Genomic DNA, 19,017 nt, shown 5'->3' with positions numbered 1-19,017 from the left:
GTCAATTGACAGCAATTTGGTCAGTAGATACAGAAGTGTTTTATCAGAATGCTGTAAAAGTTAGAAATGAACAATCAATAATGGCAGTAGTAAAAAATAACGCTTATCATTATGGATTAGAATTTTCAGTTAAAGAGTTTTTAAAAGCAGGCATTCAAACATTTAGTACAACATCATTAAAAGAAGCTATCCGTGTGAGAGAAATCGCACCTCATGCAACCATATTCCTAATGAATGCTGTGTATGAATTTGATACAGTAAGAGAGTATGAAATTCATATGACACTACCCTCTTTAACTTATTATTATGAACACAAAGAGGATTTAAGAAATATACATGTGCATTTAGAATTTGAAAATCTTTTACATCGCTCAGGTTTCAAAGATTTAGAAGAGTTGCATGAAGTTTTAGAAGATCATGCTCAAAATAAAAGTGATAACAAAATGATTATTTCTGGTATATGGACTCACTTTGGATATGCTGATGAGTTCGATGTTCCTGAGTATGATATTGAGAGACAGGCATGGTTAAATGTTCTAAATACTTTGTTGGGTGAAGGTTACTCATTTGATATGATACATGCACAAAATAGTGCAAGTTTTTACCGTGAAGGTCAAGTAGTCCTTCCTCACCATACCCATGCACGTGTAGGCATTGCACTTTATGGTTCTAGACCTTATAGCAAATTAAAAGAATCTGAAATTCAACAATCCTTGACAGTTAAAGGTAATGTGATTCAAGTTCGTGAAGTTAATGCTGGAGATTATTGCGGATATAGCTTCGCTTATGAAGCTACTAAGAATCAAACACAATTGGCAGTGGTTGATATTGGGTATGGAGATGGCATCCTCAAATCCAGAGCTCAACATGAGGCGATTATTAATGGTAAACGTTATCCGATTAGAGCGCTAATGATGAGTCATATGTTTGTTGAAGTGGATGATGAAGTTCATGCACAAGATGAAGTAGTATTATATAATAACGATATACGCATCGATGAATTTACTTTTAAAGGTGTGGGCGCAAACTCTGAACAATTAAGCGCTATGAATCATGATTCTCTAATAAAGGAGTACATATAAATGGTAGTCAAATATAATGAGTATGGCGAATTAACAATGGGAGGTACAAGTTTAAAGACTGTAGCTCAAAGCTTTGGTACCCCTACTATCGTATATGATGAAGATCAAATTCGTAATCAAATGCGCAGATATCATAGTGCATTTGAGAAAAGTGGTTTAAAATATAATATTTCTTATGCTTCTAAAGCATTTACTTGTATTCAAATGGTTAAATTAGTGCAAGAAGAAGATTTACAATTAGATGTGGTGTCTGAAGGAGAACTTTATACTGCTCTAGAAGCTGGTTTTGATGCAAACCGTATTCACTTTCACGGTAATAATAAAACTAAGCGAGAAATTCAATACGCATTAGAAAATAATATCGGGTACTTTGTTATAGATGCATTAGAAGAAATTGATTTAATTGATAAATATGCAAGTGATGAAGTGAATATCGTATTACGTGTTAATCCTGGCGTGGAAGCACATACACACGAATTTATACAAACTGGTCAAGAAGATAGTAAGTTTGGTCTATCAATTAAACATGGATTAGCTCTAGAAGCTATTAATAAAGTAAAAGCTTCTAAACACTTACAATTAAAAGGTGTTCACTTCCATGTAGGATCTCAGATTGAAGGTACCGAAGCTATGATAGAAACTGCTAAGCTTGTGCTTCATTGGTTATCTGAAAATGAAATCAAAGTAGAATTACTTAATTTAGGTGGCGGTTTCGGTATCAAATATGTTGAAGGTGATGAAAGTTTCCCTATTGAAGAAGGCATTGCAGAAATTGCTGATGCAATTAAAGAAACTGCTCATTCACTTAATTATGAAGTGCCTGAAATTGGTATAGAGCCTGGTCGTTCAATTGTTGGTGAAGCAGGAATTACTTTATATGAGGTCGGTACTATAAAGGAAATACCTGAAGTGAATAAATATGTTTCAGTTGATGGAGGTATGAGCGATCATATCCGTACAGCCTTATATGATGCTAAATATCAAGCGTTATTAGTTAATCGTAATGAGGAAGCAGATGATACTGTGACGATTGCAGGTAAACTATGTGAATCCGGTGATATTATCATTAAAAAAGCTAAGTTACCCTCCTCTATTAAGCGTGGAGACTATTTAGCAATTTTATCAACTGGTGCATATCATTATTCAATGGCATCAAATTATAATCAAATGCAGAAGCCATCAGTATTCTTCTTAAAAGATGGAAAAGCACGTGAAGTGATAAAGCGTCAGTCACTAAGACAATTAATAATTAATGATACGAAATGATAGTAAAAATGAGCAAGCGAAACTCACCTACTATAATATAATTTTAATTTAATGAAAGATGAATTTTAAAACGCCTTGGATAGATGTTGTCTCAACATTTCCAAGGCGTTTTAAGTTCTATTGAAATGAACAAGATTTAAAATTGAATTTTCCTGAATATCGTAATTTCTAAAACATAAAAAATAATTATATAAACAACAGTAATAGTGCTCATTGCTAATAAGCTGAAAATGAAATCTTTATCGGTATTTAAATTTGTAAAATAAGATTTACCATTAAATGAAAAGACCACGGTAACCAAAATAAAAACGACCAATTGAAAGTTGTAATAATTTAAAAGGATTTGGCATAATATTGTTTCCTTTCTCCTACTTATCACTTAAATTATAAAAAATTGATTAATAAATCAATAAAAATTATATTTCAGACTATATTATTATAAAGATATTTTGTTTCTTTTTGTGCATAAAAAAAGAAAGAAATTAACATCAATTTCTTTCTGAGCTACTGTATGTATTGATATAAAAAACACCCTACATCTTGGTAAGGTGTTAGTTAAAGTCAATAATTATAATCTATTTATTATAGTTTAACAACGTTTGCAGCTTGAGGACCGCGATCGCCTTCAACTACTTCAAATTCAACTGATTGACCTTCTTCTAATGATTTGTAACCATCTTGGTTGATTGCTGAGAAATGTACGAATACGTCGTTTTCTCCTTCAACTTCGATGAAGCCGAAACCTTTTTCAGCGTTAAACCATTTAACTGTACCTTGTTTCATATTTCTGAAACCTCCAAGACTAAATTCTTTCAATATGCGTTATTCGCATATTACAAAAAATACGTGTGCTTATATGTATGATAAATCCAAATATTCTTTGCAATATGGAATAAAACAATTGCTTAATAATCATTATAGTTTAGTCATAGCTAAATTGCAATACAATTATAGAAAATTATCATTTAATCAATTTTTGGAAGATTAAAATAAACCTCATTATTTTTTAAAATAATAAAACTATAAAATATTTGTAAATCTTCATCGCAATCTTCGCAAAAATTTAAGTCACAGTTGTTATAGAAAGCATAAATGTTATGTTTACCTACTACATAATTATCGAAACAATCCTTACAGTCTTGAAGAAGTTTTGTGTATTTTTCAAGCATTTCTTCATATGTGTTGAAGTTTAGTGTTTCGATAACTCTTTCAGGCCAATCACTAAATAGCCACCAACCTTCGTAGTCAGCTCTCATTTTTGCAACTGTCCACATGTTTAAAATCCCCTTCCACGGTTAAACCTTTAAACTTAATTGTAACTTTTCAGAATTCAAAATCAAGTTTCAAGACTCATACTTTTGGCCGATAAATCATATAGCAAATATTAGTTTTTTACAACTAAAGTACGTATAATGAAGTTATGAGGTGATATTATGGAACGTAAACATATTCAAGTTTTTGGAACTGTTCAAGGTGTGGGCTTCAGATATTATACTGAACGCATTGCTAACCAATATCACATTAAAGGTACAGTCCAAAATGTTGACGATTATGTAGAAATATATGCTCAAGGTGAAGATAAAGAATTAGAACATTTTATTCAATCTGTAATTAAAGGTGCTTCACCTGCGTCATCAGTATCCGATTATAATATTAAAAATCTAGATATTGATGACTCATTAACAGAATTTAAAACTATATAGACTTTAATATAAAGGAAGATGACATTTGAGATATAACATTTCACGTTTATTTGGAGTGTTAGTAGGCATACCAGTAGCATTTATTGTTTGGATGGTTACTGTTTTCGCATGGGATTTATCATTCCTGATTTATGCTATCGTTGGTGCAGGTGGTTTTCTATTATCGTACTTCCCTACTCAAAGGCTTACTTCACGCAAATATCTTAATGAAATCGGATTGTCACGTAGAGATTATAGATATGTTAGAACTCAGCTTAATCAAGCTCAATTAAAAATTAGAACTATTTTAAAATCATTTATGAACATCAGATCTATAAAAGATTTTAGACAAGTTAATGATATTTACCGTATATCACGTTCTATATATACAAGTATCAAACAACGTCCGGGTATGTTTTTCAAAGTAGAGGGTTTCTTCTATTCTCATCTTGATAATGCTCTGAATCTAGTAGATTCTTATACTCGCCTTTCAAGGATGCCACGTAAATCAAAAGAAGAAAAACAAAAGCTTGAACAGACGCGTATTACTCTAGATGAAGTTAAACGTACACTAATTGCTGATTTAAAAAGATTAAATGAAGAAGATTATGAACGATTAGATGTTGAAATGGAATTAAACAAATTAGAACAAGAACGCCGCAAAGATGTATAAGAGAAATGGAGAGATGAATGAGATGACGCATGAAATTAATAGCAATCAATCACATCCACTCGATCAATATATTGATGATAATACAAATACTAATCCTACAGTAGCTCAAGACTTCAATCCTCAATTTAGTGATGAGGACAAGAAAAAAATAGAAACAATTAGTCAACAAATAAAGCCTTTAGACCATGATGGCTTATTACAGTTTGGTACTAACTTACAACAAAGTATGTCTCAATTTTCACATCAAATGCTAGATGAAGTTCAATCTAAAGATATGGGGCCTGTTGGAGATTCATTAAATCAATTAATGGGCAAATTAAAGTCAGTTAATCCTAATGATTTAGATCCAAATAAACAATCTAAACTTAAACGTATATTTAGAAGAACAAAAGCTTCAATTAATGAAGTCTTTTCAAGAATGCAATCAGTAAGCTCTCAAATTGATCGTATTACGATTCAACTAGACAAACATAAAGGGAATCTAACTAAAGATGTTGAATTATTAGACGGTTTATATGATCAAAATAAAAAATACTTTGACGATGTAACTTTATATATTGCTGCTGCACAACGTAAGAAACAACAGATTCAATCTGAAACAATACCTGAACTACAAGAGAAAGCTCATAACTCAGGAAATCAAATGGATATTCAAGCTGTGGCGGATATGGAACAATTTGTAGATCGTTTAGATAAACGTATTTATGACTTACAATTGTCTAGACAAATTGCTATTCAAACAGCTCCACAAATTCGTATGATTCAAAACGTGAATCAAGCATTAGCTGAAAAAATTCAAAGTTCAATTCTCACAAGTATCCCTTTATGGAAAAATCAAATGGCAATTGCCTTAACCTTAATGAGACAACGTAATGCAGTTTCAGCTCAGCGTGCCGTAACAGATACTACAAATGATTTACTCACTCAAAATGCTTCAATGTTAAAGCAAAACGCTATTGAAACTGCCACTGAAAATGAGCGTGGCATCGTTGATATTGAGACTCTGAAAACAACTCAAAATGACATTATAGAAACAATTGAACAGACATTACAAATCCAACAAGATGGTCGTCAAAAGCGACAAGCAGCTGAAAAAGAGCTTAATGGCTTAGAAAACGACTTGAAGCAACATCTATTGTCAATGAGAAAAGAATAATAATTGAAAAAGGCACTCGTATTCTTTAGTGATGGTTAAAATCACTTATAGTACGAGTGCCTTTATACATATTTAAGTTTTAGTTGTTATTATCTTCTTTTTGATAAACTATAAAATCTTGTTTAACGAAATATGAAATAATATAACCCAAGATGGTTGCAATTACCGCGATTGGAAACCATTCAAGTGAATGTTGTTTAAGTGGTAAATGGTCTATAAATGAAATTTTAAACCATCCTTGAGTAGTAATAAGACTTAATATAGATTCTATTGCAACAATAATCAATGGAATTTGTTGCGCAATTGGTTTCGTCGGTATAAATCGAGCCACTAATATTAGTAAAACAACTGTTATAGCTATTGGATATACAATACTTAATACAGGTACTGACATAGATATAACTGAATTTAATCCTTGATTGGCTATGATAAAGCTTATTAATGTAAATAATATTACATAAACTTTATAAGAAATTTTAGGAAAAACTCTGTGGAAATATTGGCTTACTGAAACAATAAGACCACAAGCTGTAGTGATACAAGCTAATGCAACGATAATTCCTAATAGATATTTACCGAAGGTACCAAATCCCTTCGCAGCCATAGTAGTTAGTAAGTATGTACCAATATTTTGATCATTAGCAGTGAGTTCTTTCATCTTTCCTGAAGTAATATGCATATGATTTCCAATAAATCCTAATGAAATATATATAAAGATTAAAGCTGTAGCAGCAATAAGTCCTGCTATCACTGTTTGCTTAAATATTTTATCAGAATGTTTAATTCCGGTAGCTTTAATAGCGTTAACAACAATCATTGAAAATGCAATTGCAGCGATTGCATCCATTGTTAAATAACCTTGAGTAAACCCTTGTGAAAAACCGGAAAAACTTGAATGGAATAATTTTGTATTACCTTCTCCGGGAGCATTACTTCCAAAGTCTATAAATCCTTTTATAATCATAGCTAATATAGTTATTAATAACAATGGAGTTAACAATGAACCAATGCGATCTATCATTTTATTAGGATTAAGACATAAATAAAGCACAATTAAGAAGTAAATAATAGTGAAAATTAATAATGCTATATTCCCATTAGTGTTAGCGATTGGCGTGACAGTCATTTCAAATGAAGTCGAAGCTGTACGCGGAATCGCGAACAAAGGTCCTATTGTTAAATAGATAACAATTAAAAAGATTAAAGAGAATTTTGGTGAAATTTTATTAAAAGCACCGATATATCCTTGATGATCTAGTGCCCCAACAACGACACCTAGTAATGGTAAACCAATACCAGTTAGTGCGAATGCGAGTATAGCTGGCCAAAGGAAATGTCCACTATCAAGGCCTAGATTCGTTGGAAAAATAAGGTTCCCTGCGCCAAAAAACATAGCGAACAAAGTAAAACCTATAATCCAAGTGTTTTTATTCATAATGCTGCTCCTTTTTATCTAATAATGCAACATTAAACATTCTATCATAATCAGGAATTATAAGTCTATATAATTTCAGAAAATTTAAAAACTTATACAAATTTAATTGGTAATTATTTAAAAGATAAGGTTGAATGTCATTTATCAACTATTAAATACATACAATTAATTTTGATGTTTAATTAGTGTGATTATTAAAATGATTTAAGTAAAAGTTTCTTCAATAATGGAGATAATAGGTTTGGTAAGTGTTCAACGCCTTCTACAAATATTGAGAATTGTCCATAAATATTATGAATCGTTTGTTCAATATCTTCAGTAATAGCTTCTTGACTCAGAAATACATTAAAGACTTCAATACCAAATTTACGAGCAGTTTCTACGGCTTCATACGTATCTATAATACCATCTTGGCTATAGTTAAATGCAGATGGTTCTCCATCCGAAAATACAATTAAAAAACATTGTTGATGACTACGTTGTAGTAGTCTTTCACTAGCTATCCGAATAGCTACACCATCACGATTATCATCTTGAGGTTCTAAAGACATGATACGTGGGCCTTCTTTTTCAAAAATTGAATAATTATAATTGATAATTTCATCTATAATATTTGGCTGCTCACGATCATCTGCTTCGAATGCATCCTCATTAAAAGCTAAAATTTCGTGTTTAATGTTTAACGATTTCAATGTTTCATGGAATAGGACAACGCCCTTAATGGTCTCATCCATTTTATCGTGCATGCTTGCAGACGCATCAACTAACAATGTGAACGTTGCATCAAATGTTTTACTTAAATCCTGCTTTTTATAAAATAATTTATATTGATCATCGATAAACCAATTGATTAAATCTTTTTGAAGACGCCCTTTAGTTAGATTATGACGTTCATCTTGATGCTCTCTATTGATTGTCTTTTTAATGATTTGAATAAGATCCTTGATTTCAAATTGAACATCATTTTTAGAATGTTGATAGTCTAAAATATGTTGCGGTTGGATGTTTGGAACCTTCCATTCAACTTTTACATTTTTATTAATTCCTTCTAGTGCAAATGCTTGATTCTGACCTATGAAACCACCTTCATCATGGTCTAAAGTGTTCTGAGAGCCCTTGCCTTTCTTAGTCATCATATCTGTCATATCGTCTGTGGAATCCCCTTCACGAGCAGTATCATTATCAGCTATCACTTCGCTGTTTTCTCCCTCGTGAAGTTCCATCTCTAAGTAAGCGCCACCTTTAGTTTCGCTATCCGCTGTTTTAGTTTCTGCTTCAGCTGTTTCAACATCTTCTTCAGATTGATGTTTATCGTTACCATCTGTATTACTCGCGTCAGTTCTTTTCAAGTCCTCAAAGGCGGTTGCTTGAATGTCTTCATACAGTTTTAGAGGTAAATAATAATATTCATTTAACATATCTTCTTTAAGCAAATCATCTACCTGATACATTATACGTTCAGCCAGATACATGTTATCTTCTGAGGTTTTGTTTTGGAAAATATTTGGCAAATACTGATACATATTCACTAGTACATCATCAAATGTCGGATGAATTGATGGTACGTCATAGAAGTTTTGACTAAGAAAAGCACGTTCTAAATTGAGAAATAGCAAATCTGTGAATACAGTTTTAGTTTTATAAACATTGATTTGTGAATCAGTAAAAGCTAACCGAGTATCCAAGCGTAGATCTATATACTTAGCAGTACTAGGACGTTCTTTTCGAATAAGTTCGAGAATACGTACATCTTCAAGTAACTTAAATAATTGATGGAAAAATTTAGTATGATGAAAATCATCATTATGTAAAACATGATTAACAATGTCTATATCCATATGTTGATATCCATATGCAGCGAGTAAAACATCAGTTTTTAAGCCGGCTTGCTCAATATGATGCGGACGGTGTGACCAGAACCAACTTGTGATTAGGGTATTGCTGAAAGGATTGTAAAAAGGAAACTTTTGTATTTTCACTTGTGTTTGTTCATCTTTTAATAATAGACGAGCTAAGTCTTGTAACATCATTACCTGCTTAGCATCTAACTGTTCATCGTTGAATTTTATAAAACGATCACTCATAAGTATCCCTCTTTAAAAATTTAACTCAATCGCATTAATAATTGCTTGTTGTTCACGCTCATCTTCTAATTTATCGATAATTGTTCTTTTAATTGCACGTTCGATTGGAATCACTGTAGCTAAATCACTTAAATCTATGAGGGCACGAATACTAGCAGCTTCCTCAGAAATTTGTCCTTGTTTAGTCATTGTTCTTAAGTCCTCATTAAATTTAATGATTTGTTCAATTACTTTGTCATCCTGTAATCGACTTTGTTCTTTTATAACAGTCTTTAAAATATGTCCATCTATATAATCTACTTCTATAACGATAAAACGGTTTTTAAGTGCCTCATTCATTGGTAATGTGCCTACGTAACCTTCATTAATTGCGGCTATCACATTGAAGCCAGGTGCAGCTTTAATGACCTCACCTGTATATGGATTAGTAATTTGACGGCGATAGTCTAAGACACCATTAAGAATCGGAAGCGTTTCTGGTTTAGCCATATTAATTTCATCGATATATAAAATGTGTCCTTGTTTCATAGCTTTAATTACAGGCCCATCAATGAAGACAATTTCTTGTTGCCCCTCTTCGTTAGTTTGAATTGTCTTGAATCCAAGCAAACTTTCAGTATCTAAATCGACAGAACAGTTAACCTGATGCATTGGACGTCTAACTTCATCGCTTAACGTTTCAGCAAGTTTTGTTTTTCCTGAACCTGTAGGCCCCTTAAGTAAAATATTCTTATTTAATTCAAATAGAACTTTCGCATCTTTAAATACTGATTCATCAGAATTTTTATAAATTGATTTAGTCATAATTTCCCGTCCTTTATGTATAAAAAGAGACTAAGACAATTAAGTCATTATTGACCTGTCTTAGTCTTATTAATAATTAAATACACGTACTGTTACTTTACGTAATAAAACTTAAACTTCTTTGAAGTAATCTTTATAATAGCCACCTACTAAACCAGAATTATCAACGATTTGATAATACTCTTCGGTTTCATTAACAACATCATATTGTTTGCCTACAGTCAGCATATCAGCAACTGTAAATTTCTTCGCATCTGTATTCGTAACTTCTACCTTTTTAATAGGTGTACGTTCTTTCCAAGTTTCATGTAACATTGTATAACCTTCCTCTATTTAAAATGATTTACTTTTCAAGGGTGAAAATAAATGAAATACCACTACTTTCGGTGATTCTTAACGATTCAGATTCCTCTTGTTCCAATGTTTGATACGGTATTCCTATTTTATCTAATTGTTCTTTGGCTTGAACAAATTCATTTCGGTGATGTGTAGAAAATTCAACTTGTTCAACTGGTCCATACTCTGAAAGTTGTATTTCCTCATGTGCTTGGTATAGGTGTAATTCTCCGCCTAAGCCACCTTCTCCAATTTTGAAAACTTGGATATTTTCATTAGCATCTTTACTTGGTAGATATTCAGCAAATAAATCTAATCCAAATACTCTCGTTAAAATTGATGTAGTGATTGATAATTCATTGACTTTAAGAATAACTGGTCCTAAACCTTGAATTTGGTGAAGAGGATTTACAGAACTATCAAAAGATGGCATACCTAGCCCGACTCCAGTATTGTGTTCATTGGAGTAGATATCATAAGTTTGATGATTATCATCTTCAAAACTAAAATGTTTATTGCCATTGAGTTCAGTAAATGAGCTATAATTAATATTATGATTTGAAAGTATGTTTTGATATTCATCTAGCCCTAAATCAGATGGTGTACGTAGTCCTATGCTATCAATATGTTGATTGCTATAGTCCTTATTAGGAATTTCAACAAAGTGAATGCGAGTACCTGGACTTAAGTTAGCATCTCCAAATCTTAAAGCATTTTCATTTTTATCGGAATATTGTAATCCTAGAATATTTCCAAAAAGTTCTTTCGTTTTAGACAGGTCACTTGTTCCTATAGTGACACTTCTAAGTCCGCTCATAAACTGACACCCCTAGTTTTTGTCTTTACAATCCTTATTATAACGTATTTTAATGTGAATGAATATGATGAACCCTCATTCTATTTGAGTTAATTTATGATTCAGTGTTGTCATTAATTTGAAAGTTATCATTTCGCATTGGATAAAATATTTGTATATATTAAAATATAATAAAAGACATGTATAAGGAGGCGTACATATGTCTAATTTGTGGATAATATTTGCGATTACAGTTTTAATAGCTGTTTATTCAGGTATACAAATATTTACTAATTTAAATAATAAGCAGAAGTCTAGTTTTAAATATTTCACAATTGCATTTATTGTTTGTGTCATTCTTGCAATTATTGAAATCATATTCCTAGCTCGATAATTAATAATAGCGTCCTAACCTATTTGGTTAGGACGTTTGTTTTTGATCTAATTTAGAAAAGATGATGAGATTGAGTATGAATAAAATGATAATGTATATTAACGTCCATAAAGTTAGTAATAAAAGCACATCATAATTGGGGTTGTCAGAATCATACAACTTTATTAAATCACCTATTGGTGGTATGAGCCATAAAATATATTTAATAAATGGATATGATTGTATTAAAATCGGACGTAATAAACTTACGACTCCAATTAGACTAATAAGCAACCACATGTATTTTTTAGAAATTACATTAAGATTTTTAATTAAAGTAGAAATTAAAATACACATCATACATACAATAAGATGCAAAAGTATGGCTAATACACCCTGTTTAAAAGAAATGTGATTTTTGAAACTACCTAATAGTAACGGATATATTATTGAAAATACAATTAATACACAATTAATTAAAAGTATAAATAACCATTTAGCTATGAGATATTTGAGTTTAGATTCTAGTTATATAAATAATAAGTATTTTTCATTTAATGACTCTAAATTTAATATATTTAATGTTAACCAACATGTAATGATAAATAATCCTAAACAGCTAAATGCATAGCTAGATAATATAGGTTGTTCATTATATAAATATTGAAGAATAATCCAAATTACAAAAATCATCATTGGAGGTATAAATTGGTATGAGCGCAAGTAATTTTTAAACTGATATTGTATATAAGCAATCAAAAGTGGTTCACATCCTTAATTTCAATGATCTCGCACTGATGAGTAATTAATTGCATTAGCAATTCATTTAAATGTTGCTGATGCGTTTTTATATACACCTTATTGTTTTCAGTATAGATGTTTGTGATATTTTTCTAATTAGTTAAGCGTTTAGTAATATTTGAGTCATAGTTAATGACTATAACTTTAGCAGCAGTATTAGAAAGATTATTTTCTACTTTGAGATTACGAAATTTACCGGTCTCAATATTCAACGTATGAGTGATGATATGGTTGTGATGATGAAATTCATGAGAAGTCATGATAACAGTAGCAGATAATTTTAACTTAGCTAAATATTTTAATAGAAAATCTGTTGTCTCTTGATCTAATCCAGAAAATGGTTCATCTAATATATATAAGTCTGCACTTTTAGTGAGGCATTGTATAATATTTACTTTCTGCTTAGTACCTTTAGAACAGTCTTTTAATTTACGATTTAAAAATGGAGTAAGATTTAAATGTTCGATAAAATAATGAACTTGCTTTCTTGACTGTTTATATGAGTTAAATTTTGATAAGAATCTCAAATATTCCCTGATAGTTAAATTTAAGTTTCCAGGAAAAACATCTATTGCATAACTGACACTTCCCGAAATGAATAATGATCCTTCATAATGATTAATTAATCCAGAAATTATTTTTAACGAGATACTTTTTCCAGAACCATTATGTCCCTCGATTAAAGTTATTGAATTCTTAGGAATATTGAAACTAATATTATGGATAATCATATGATTATTTATCTTCTTAGTTATATGATGCCCTTCTATTATGTTATAAGACATATTAAACTCCCAATAATTGTGACTTATCTTTATTTCTATATATCTTAGCATTAAACATAATAAACTAAATCATACTTGAGTTATATTCAAGTGAAAAATACAACGACGTTTAACGACGTTGTACAACCAAAACAAAGTATGCAATTTAATTAGAAATATCCCTCAATGGTTTTATACATTACAGGACGTTCCCCTATTTTTTCAACAATATTTGCAAAAATTAAATCATTTAATAACTTTCTTGTTGTTTGACTCGTAGTATTTAAATATTTTGAAAGCTCTTGTACAGTTATATAATCTTCTGAAGAAAAATATTGAATTTGAGCAAGAATGAACATTATAATTTTATGTTTTTCAGATAAAGTTGTTAGTTTAGAGTCTCCATTAATTTTTTTGTTAGCGTAGTCTAATTGAGTTTTTTTAATTTCTAAATCTTCAATTAAATTTTCTTGCCCCTCTTTTATAAAGCTTAAAAAGTTGTTAATAAAGTAATTGAGTTCGCCTTTATTTATTACACTATTTGTTTTGTCAAACATATCATAGTATGTTTTTTTATTATTTTCTATCATGCTTGATAGTGAAATTGCTGTTAACTCATCATATTCTTTGCTTAAGTACAAACTATTCATAAAGCGTGATGTACGTCCATTTCCATCGTAAAACGGATGAATATAACCAAAATAATAATGTGATATAGCAATTTTTATAATAGGAATGATTCTATTAGGCATATTTAAGAAATTTAATAATGATTGCATGTGATTTACAATTTTACTATGCGGAGTAATACCTTCATGAATAACTTTATTTGTAGAGGTAACAACACTCACTGAATTATTTCTAAATAACTCGCCATCGGGTTCGTCTTCAGGATTGACCTCTTCTTCTGCAATCATCTCATAAATAGTTTTAATATCTTTTGGTACTTCGGGAAGGTTATTTTTACCATGTAATATACCAAAATAAGAATTTAACATACTTTTAAATCGTATGTCTTTCTTAGGATTTTCTTTTAATTCTCTCACACTTCGCACGATTTCTTGTTTATTACTTTTAATACCTTCTATTTGATTAGTGGAATACAATTCATTCACAATAATATCTTGGTGTAGTGACTCAGTAGCTACATTCGGTAAGTTGTTCGTTAATTTCATTAAATTCGAGTTATTTTTTTCAATCGAATAAACTAAATTTAATATTTCTGATGTAGGAACATAATATAAATTGAAGTATTCATTATGTTTATAGGGCTTAATTTTAAAGTCTAAAACTTCCGCAGTTGGGGATTCTAATCTTTTCTGATATTCATTTTCATAATCTTTGGGAAACTTATAAAAATATTTATACATTAACTCCAAAATGATCGCCTCTTAAGTTATATTTTTGGTAAATTTTATCACTTAAATAAGTCTAGTACAATAACTATATCATAAAATACGGAAAAATTATTCTATGTATAAGTAAAAATCGAAATGAAATATAAAATAGCTAAAAAAATACAACGGTGTCAAACACCGTTGTATGAGTATTAATAGATTGTATTAAGTTCAGAATTATGATTCTAGTAGTAAATCTTCTGGATTTTCAATTAATTCTTTGATTGTTTTTAAGAATCCAACTGCTTCTTTACCATCAATGATTCTGTGGTCATAGCTTAACGCTAAGTACATCATTGGACGATTTTCAATAGTATCTTTGTCAATTGCAATTGGTCGAGTAATGATTGAGTGCATACCTAAGATAGCAGCTTGGCTACCGTTGATAATTGGTGTACTCATCATTGAACCGAAGATTCCACCATTAGTGATAGTAAATGAACCATTAACCATATCGTCTAGGCCTAATTTTTTATCACGTGCTTTAACTGCTAAGTTCGCAATTTCTTGTTCAATTTCAGCAAAGTTTTTCTTATCACAATCTCTAACGAATGGTACTAATAAACCATCATCAGTAGATACGGCAATACCGATATCATAGAATTGTTTTGTAATCATATCTTCGCCGTCAATTTCAGCGTTAACTTCTGGATATTTCTTAAGCGCTGCGACTGCTGCTTTAGTGAAGAATGACATGAAACCAAGTTTAGTACCGTCATGATCCTTCATAAATTGTTCTTTTTTGCGTTTACGCAATTCCATAACATTAGTCATGTCAACTTCATTGAATGTGGTTAACATTGCTGTTTGGTTTGACACTTCTAATAATTTTTTAGCAGCAGTTTTCTTACGACGAGACATTTTCTCACGTATTACTGGCTTAGACGGATTATCGTTAGATTTTTTAGAGCCACTATCTTGTGATTTGCTTTCGCTTTGAGATGGTTGGCTAGCTTGTTTTTGACTGTTATCAACGTCGTCTTTTCTTAAAACGTCATTTCCTTTACCAGAAACTTCGCTTAAATTAACACCGTTTTCGCGTGCATGACGACGAGCAGAAGGTGTAGCATTTACACGTTGATTACTGCTATCTTGATCGTCTTGTTTATTATCTGAAGATGATTGTGATTTATCTTGAGATTCACTAGCATCTTTAGATTCTTCTTTTTGTGGAGTTTCATTTGAAGAACCACTTGATGCGTTGCCACTGCCTTCACCAACTACGGCTACAGCTTGACCTACTTCAACTGTATCTCCTTCTTCAGCTAATTGTTCAGATAGTACGCCTGCTTCCTCTGAAACTACTTCAACGTTAACTTTATCTGTTTCTAATTCTAAGATAGCGTCACCTTTATCGACGCTATCTCCAACGTTTTTTAACCATTCTGCAATGGTACCTTCTGTGATTGATTCAGCTAATTCTGGAACTTTTACCTCTGGCATACTTTATTTCCCCCTAGTTAATTATTAATGCTACTTTCAATAATTCTGTTTTGAACAAGTTTATGAATTTTTCCATCACCTTCAGCAGGTGCTGCCCTTTGTATTCTACCATGATAGCTAAGGTCATATCTATCAGCAACAAGTGCTCTAAGATAAGGATAAACGAATAACCATGCACCTTGGTTTTTAGGCTCTTCTTGAACCCATGATACTTCTTCAAGATTTGGTAATGATTCAAGTACTTCTTGAATTTCTTCTTCAGGGAATGGATATAATCTCTCAACTGCAACAATTAAAGTAGATTCGTCTGGATTTTTCTCTAAATGTTCTTTTAAGTCTATAAACATTTTACCTGAAGCTAAAATCACTTTCTTAACTTTTTCTGCATCATGTTCTTCGGTGATAATAGGTTTGAAACCACCAGAAGTAAATTCATCGATAGGTTTAGCAACAGTTTTATTACGTAATAAACTTTTCGGTGACATGACGATTAATGGTCTCATTTCTTGAGAATCAAGACTTGCTGCTTGAGCACGTAATAAGTGGAAGTAGTTACTTGAGCTAGATAAGTTCACTACTGTGCTATTATTTTCAGCTGCAAGTTGTAAGAATCTCTCTAAACGAGCTGAAGAGTGTTCAGCACCTTGACCTTCATATGAATGAGGTAAGAATAATGTTAAGCCTGAACGTTCTCCCCATTTGGCACGAGAACTAGATAAGAAGTTATCAAAAATCATTTGTGCCATGTTAGAGAAGTCGCCGTATTGTGCTTCCCAAATGTTAAAGCTATTTTTATTTTCAACATTATAGCCATATTCGAACCCAACAACTGCTGCTTCTGAAAGCGGTGAGTTGTGAATATCAAACGTCGCTTGCTGATTTGGGACATGATGTAATGGAGTGTATGTGTCGCCATTCTCTTCATCATGCAGCACAGCGTGTCTATGACTGAAAGTACCACGTTCACTATCTTGACCAGTTAAACGAATTGAAGTGCCATCTTGTAAAATAGTTGCAAAGGCAAGTTGTTCTGCTTGAGCCCAATCAACTAAGCCGCCTTCTTTTTCAAATGGTTCTCTACGTTTTTCAAGTACTTTGTTCAATTTTTTAAGAACGTGGAAATCTTCAGGATAAGTTAGCATAGCGTCATTAATTTCTTTTAAGTGATCAAATGAGAAGTCTTTGTCATCACTTTGCAATGGCAATTGAAGTGACTCAGGTTTTTCCATGTTTGGATTATCCATCTTATCAGACTTATCAATTTTATCATGCGCTGCACGCATTTCTTTTTGAACACTATCAATAACGTCATTCATTTCGTCTTCAGAAATGATGCCGTCTTCAACTAACTTTTTACCATAAAGTAATTCAACTGATTCATGTTTACGAATATTATGGTAAGGAACTGGGTTTGTAATTGAAGGCTCATCCATTTCATTATGACCATAACGACGATAACCAACTAAATCGATAACAACGTCTTTATGGAACTCTTTACGGAATTCCATCGCGATATCAATCGCTTCAATTGTTGCTTCAACATCATCTGCATTAACGTGCAAGATTGGAACATCGTACCCTTTTGCAACGTCAGTAGAATATGTTGTTGAACGGCCGTCAGTAGGTTCAGTAGTGAAGCCAATTCTATTATTAGTAATAATGTGTAATGAACCACCAGTAGTATACCCTTTTAAGCTACCTAAGTTCATTGTTTCAAAGTTAATACCTTGTCCTGGGTAAGCAGCATCACCATGAATGATAATTGGCATGGCTTTATGGAAATCAGTTGAAGGAGAACCTGCTTGATGCGTTTCATCTTGTGCAGCACGTGTTCTACCTTCAACAACTGGAGCAACAATTTCCAAGTGACTTGGGTTGTTAGCTAAAGAAATACGTTGTTCAGTGCCATAAGAATCTGTTGTCTTCACGCCACCTAAGTGATATTTTACGTCTCCAGTCCAACCTGAAGTAAGTTCTAAGCTACCGTCTTCTGGTAAGAATTTCATCGGATCTGTATGCATAAATTCTGAAATCATCATTTCGTATGGTTTCTCAAGTACGTGAGTTAATACGTTTAAACGACCACGGTGAGCCATACCGATTTGTATATTTTTAATTCCCTCGTTACCCGCTAAAGTAATTGTATGCTGAAGCATTGGTACTAACGTGTCTACCCCTTCAATTGAGAAACGTTTTGCACCTACAAAGTTTTTGTGTAAGTATTTTTCAAATCCTTCAACATGTGCTAATTTTTTGAAAAGTTCTTTTTTCTGATTATTGTTTAAATTCGCTTTATAAGGCGTTTCGATACGTCTTTTCAACCAAACTCGCTCTTTGTTGTTATTAATGTGAGTGTACTCAAAAGCAATTGGTCCTTTATAGCGTTTTTCCATACGAACAATCGCTTCATAGGCATTGTCATAAATATCTTCAAAGTGTTCTGATACAATACCAGCTGATATTTGTTCCAAAGTTTGTTGATCTAAATCAAAATCTTCAATTCCTAATTTAGGGACATGTTTACGCTCTGGAGGATTAACTGGATATATGCCTGCTTTTAAATGTCCGTATTGTCGAATGTTATCAATTAAGCGCATTACACGTTTAATAGTGCTATCTCCCACTTGTGAACCACTTCCTCCAGTGGCCGGTTTAGCCTCGACATGAGCTTCACCTGTTTTAATTGTACTAAATAAGACTTGTAAATCTTCTGGAACTGATGATGGATCTTGTAGGTAATCATCATACAAATCTAGCATTAAACCGAGATTTGCACCGAAGTTTACAGGTGCCTCTGTAACTTCTTTTTTGTCCTTAGTCATTTTTACACCCTCCACAAAAATGTTGAAACGCTTACAAGATAATAATAGCATTATTTCAAATTTTGTTAAAGTGCATTTACCTATTAATATACAAAAAGCAGAA

Annotated in this window: 17 protein-coding genes; 6 read left to right on the top strand and 11 right to left on the bottom strand. The window is 31.8% G+C overall.

Going from position 1 to position 19,017, the window contains the following annotated elements; all coding sequences use genetic code 11:
- Positions 1–5: 5 nt before the first annotated feature.
- Together V6C74_RS06955 and lysA are read left to right on the top strand one after the other, a co-directional pair.
- The gene (locus tag V6C74_RS06955; RefSeq protein ID WP_002453220.1) at positions 6–1,082 is read left to right on the top strand and encodes an alanine racemase; all 1,077 of its coding nucleotides are present in this window, start codon (positions 6–8) and stop codon (positions 1,080–1,082) included.
- Positions 1,083–2,348, top strand: coding sequence for a diaminopimelate decarboxylase (gene lysA / locus V6C74_RS06950; RefSeq protein ID WP_002453221.1), 1,266 nt, complete (start codon positions 1,083–1,085; stop codon positions 2,346–2,348).
- Positions 2,349–2,930: 582 nt separating this feature from the next.
- Here lysA and cspA read toward each other — a convergent pair.
- The gene (gene cspA / locus V6C74_RS06945; protein ID WP_002433901.1) at positions 2,931–3,131 is read right to left on the bottom strand and encodes a cold shock protein CspA; all 201 of its coding nucleotides are present in this window, start codon (positions 3,129–3,131) and stop codon (positions 2,931–2,933) included.
- Between the two features lie 182 nt (positions 3,132–3,313).
- Positions 3,314–3,622, bottom strand: a complete 309-nt coding sequence (gene msaA / locus V6C74_RS06940) for a regulatory protein MsaA (RefSeq protein ID WP_002433682.1) — start codon at positions 3,620–3,622, stop codon at positions 3,314–3,316.
- Positions 3,623–3,781: 159 nt separating this feature from the next.
- Here msaA and V6C74_RS06935 point away from each other — a divergent pair, with 159 nt between their 5' ends.
- From V6C74_RS06935 to V6C74_RS06925, 3 genes are read left to right on the top strand one after another with little or no spacing between them, the layout of a single operon-like run.
- Positions 3,782–4,051 carry an acylphosphatase gene (locus V6C74_RS06935; protein ID WP_002453222.1) on the top strand — a complete coding sequence of 90 codons (270 nt, stop codon included), beginning with the start codon at positions 3,782–3,784 and terminating at the stop codon, positions 4,049–4,051.
- A 25-nt stretch (positions 4,052–4,076) separates the two neighbouring features.
- Positions 4,077–4,703, top strand: coding sequence for a 5-bromo-4-chloroindolyl phosphate hydrolysis family protein (locus V6C74_RS06930; protein WP_002453223.1), 627 nt, complete (start codon positions 4,077–4,079; stop codon positions 4,701–4,703).
- A 22-nt stretch (positions 4,704–4,725) separates the two neighbouring features.
- Positions 4,726–5,859 (top strand): toxic anion resistance protein, encoded by a 1,134-nt coding sequence (locus V6C74_RS06925; RefSeq protein ID WP_002453224.1) that lies wholly within the window; start codon positions 4,726–4,728, stop codon positions 5,857–5,859.
- Between the two features lie 79 nt (positions 5,860–5,938).
- Here V6C74_RS06925 and brnQ read toward each other — a convergent pair whose 3' ends face one another.
- The 5 genes from brnQ to V6C74_RS06900 all read right to left on the bottom strand — a co-directional run bounded on the left by brnQ (position 5,939) and on the right by V6C74_RS06900 (position 11,335).
- Positions 5,939–7,294, bottom strand: coding sequence for a branched-chain amino acid transport system II carrier protein (brnQ, locus tag V6C74_RS06920; RefSeq protein WP_002453225.1), 1,356 nt, complete (start codon positions 7,292–7,294; stop codon positions 5,939–5,941).
- A gap of 194 nt (positions 7,295–7,488) precedes the next feature.
- The gene (locus tag V6C74_RS06915; RefSeq protein WP_016898154.1) at positions 7,489–9,378 is read right to left on the bottom strand and encodes a nitric oxide reductase activation protein NorD; all 1,890 of its coding nucleotides are present in this window, start codon (positions 9,376–9,378) and stop codon (positions 7,489–7,491) included.
- A gap of 12 nt (positions 9,379–9,390) precedes the next feature.
- Positions 9,391–10,182, bottom strand: coding sequence for a MoxR family ATPase (locus V6C74_RS06910; RefSeq protein WP_002453228.1), 792 nt, complete (start codon positions 10,180–10,182; stop codon positions 9,391–9,393).
- 111 nt (positions 10,183–10,293) lie between these two features.
- Positions 10,294–10,497: a DUF6501 family protein gene (locus tag V6C74_RS06905; RefSeq protein ID WP_002453229.1), complete on the bottom strand. Its 204-nt coding sequence runs from the start codon at positions 10,495–10,497 to the stop codon at positions 10,294–10,296.
- A gap of 28 nt (positions 10,498–10,525) precedes the next feature.
- On the bottom strand, positions 10,526–11,335 hold the full coding sequence (locus V6C74_RS06900; protein WP_016898155.1) for a lactoylglutathione lyase: 810 nt from the start codon (positions 11,333–11,335) through the stop codon (positions 10,526–10,528).
- 199 nt (positions 11,336–11,534) lie between these two features.
- On the opposite strand from V6C74_RS06900, the gene V6C74_RS06895 reads away from it, so the two are divergent.
- Positions 11,535–11,708: a hypothetical protein gene (locus tag V6C74_RS06895; RefSeq protein WP_016898156.1), complete on the top strand. Its 174-nt coding sequence runs from the start codon at positions 11,535–11,537 to the stop codon at positions 11,706–11,708.
- Positions 11,709–12,580: 872 nt separating this feature from the next.
- Here the strand turns inward: V6C74_RS06895 and V6C74_RS06890 are convergent.
- From V6C74_RS06890 to V6C74_RS06875, 4 genes are all read right to left on the bottom strand, one after another.
- On the bottom strand, positions 12,581–13,273 hold the full coding sequence (locus tag V6C74_RS06890) for an ATP-binding cassette domain-containing protein (RefSeq protein ID WP_103175544.1): 693 nt from the start codon (positions 13,271–13,273) through the stop codon (positions 12,581–12,583).
- 149 nt (positions 13,274–13,422) lie between these two features.
- Entirely contained in the window at positions 13,423–14,622 is a 1,200-nt protein-coding gene (locus V6C74_RS06885; RefSeq protein ID WP_229716918.1) for a Fic family protein, read from the bottom strand.
- A gap of 204 nt (positions 14,623–14,826) precedes the next feature.
- Complete coding sequence (gene sucB, locus V6C74_RS06880) at positions 14,827–16,092, bottom strand: dihydrolipoyllysine-residue succinyltransferase (protein ID WP_002453236.1); 1,266 nt, start codon at positions 16,090–16,092, stop codon at positions 14,827–14,829.
- 17 nt (positions 16,093–16,109) lie between these two features.
- Positions 16,110–18,914, bottom strand: coding sequence for a 2-oxoglutarate dehydrogenase E1 component (locus V6C74_RS06875; protein WP_002453237.1), 2,805 nt, complete (start codon positions 18,912–18,914; stop codon positions 16,110–16,112).
- Positions 18,915–19,017: the final 103 nt, after the last annotated feature.

The organism is Staphylococcus capitis subsp. capitis, from assembly GCF_040739495.1.
GTDB classification, from domain to species: Bacteria; Bacillota; Bacilli; order Staphylococcales; family Staphylococcaceae; genus Staphylococcus; species Staphylococcus capitis.
The sequence above is the reverse complement of the archived record's forward strand: the minus strand, read 5'-3'. Positions and strand labels throughout refer to the sequence as shown.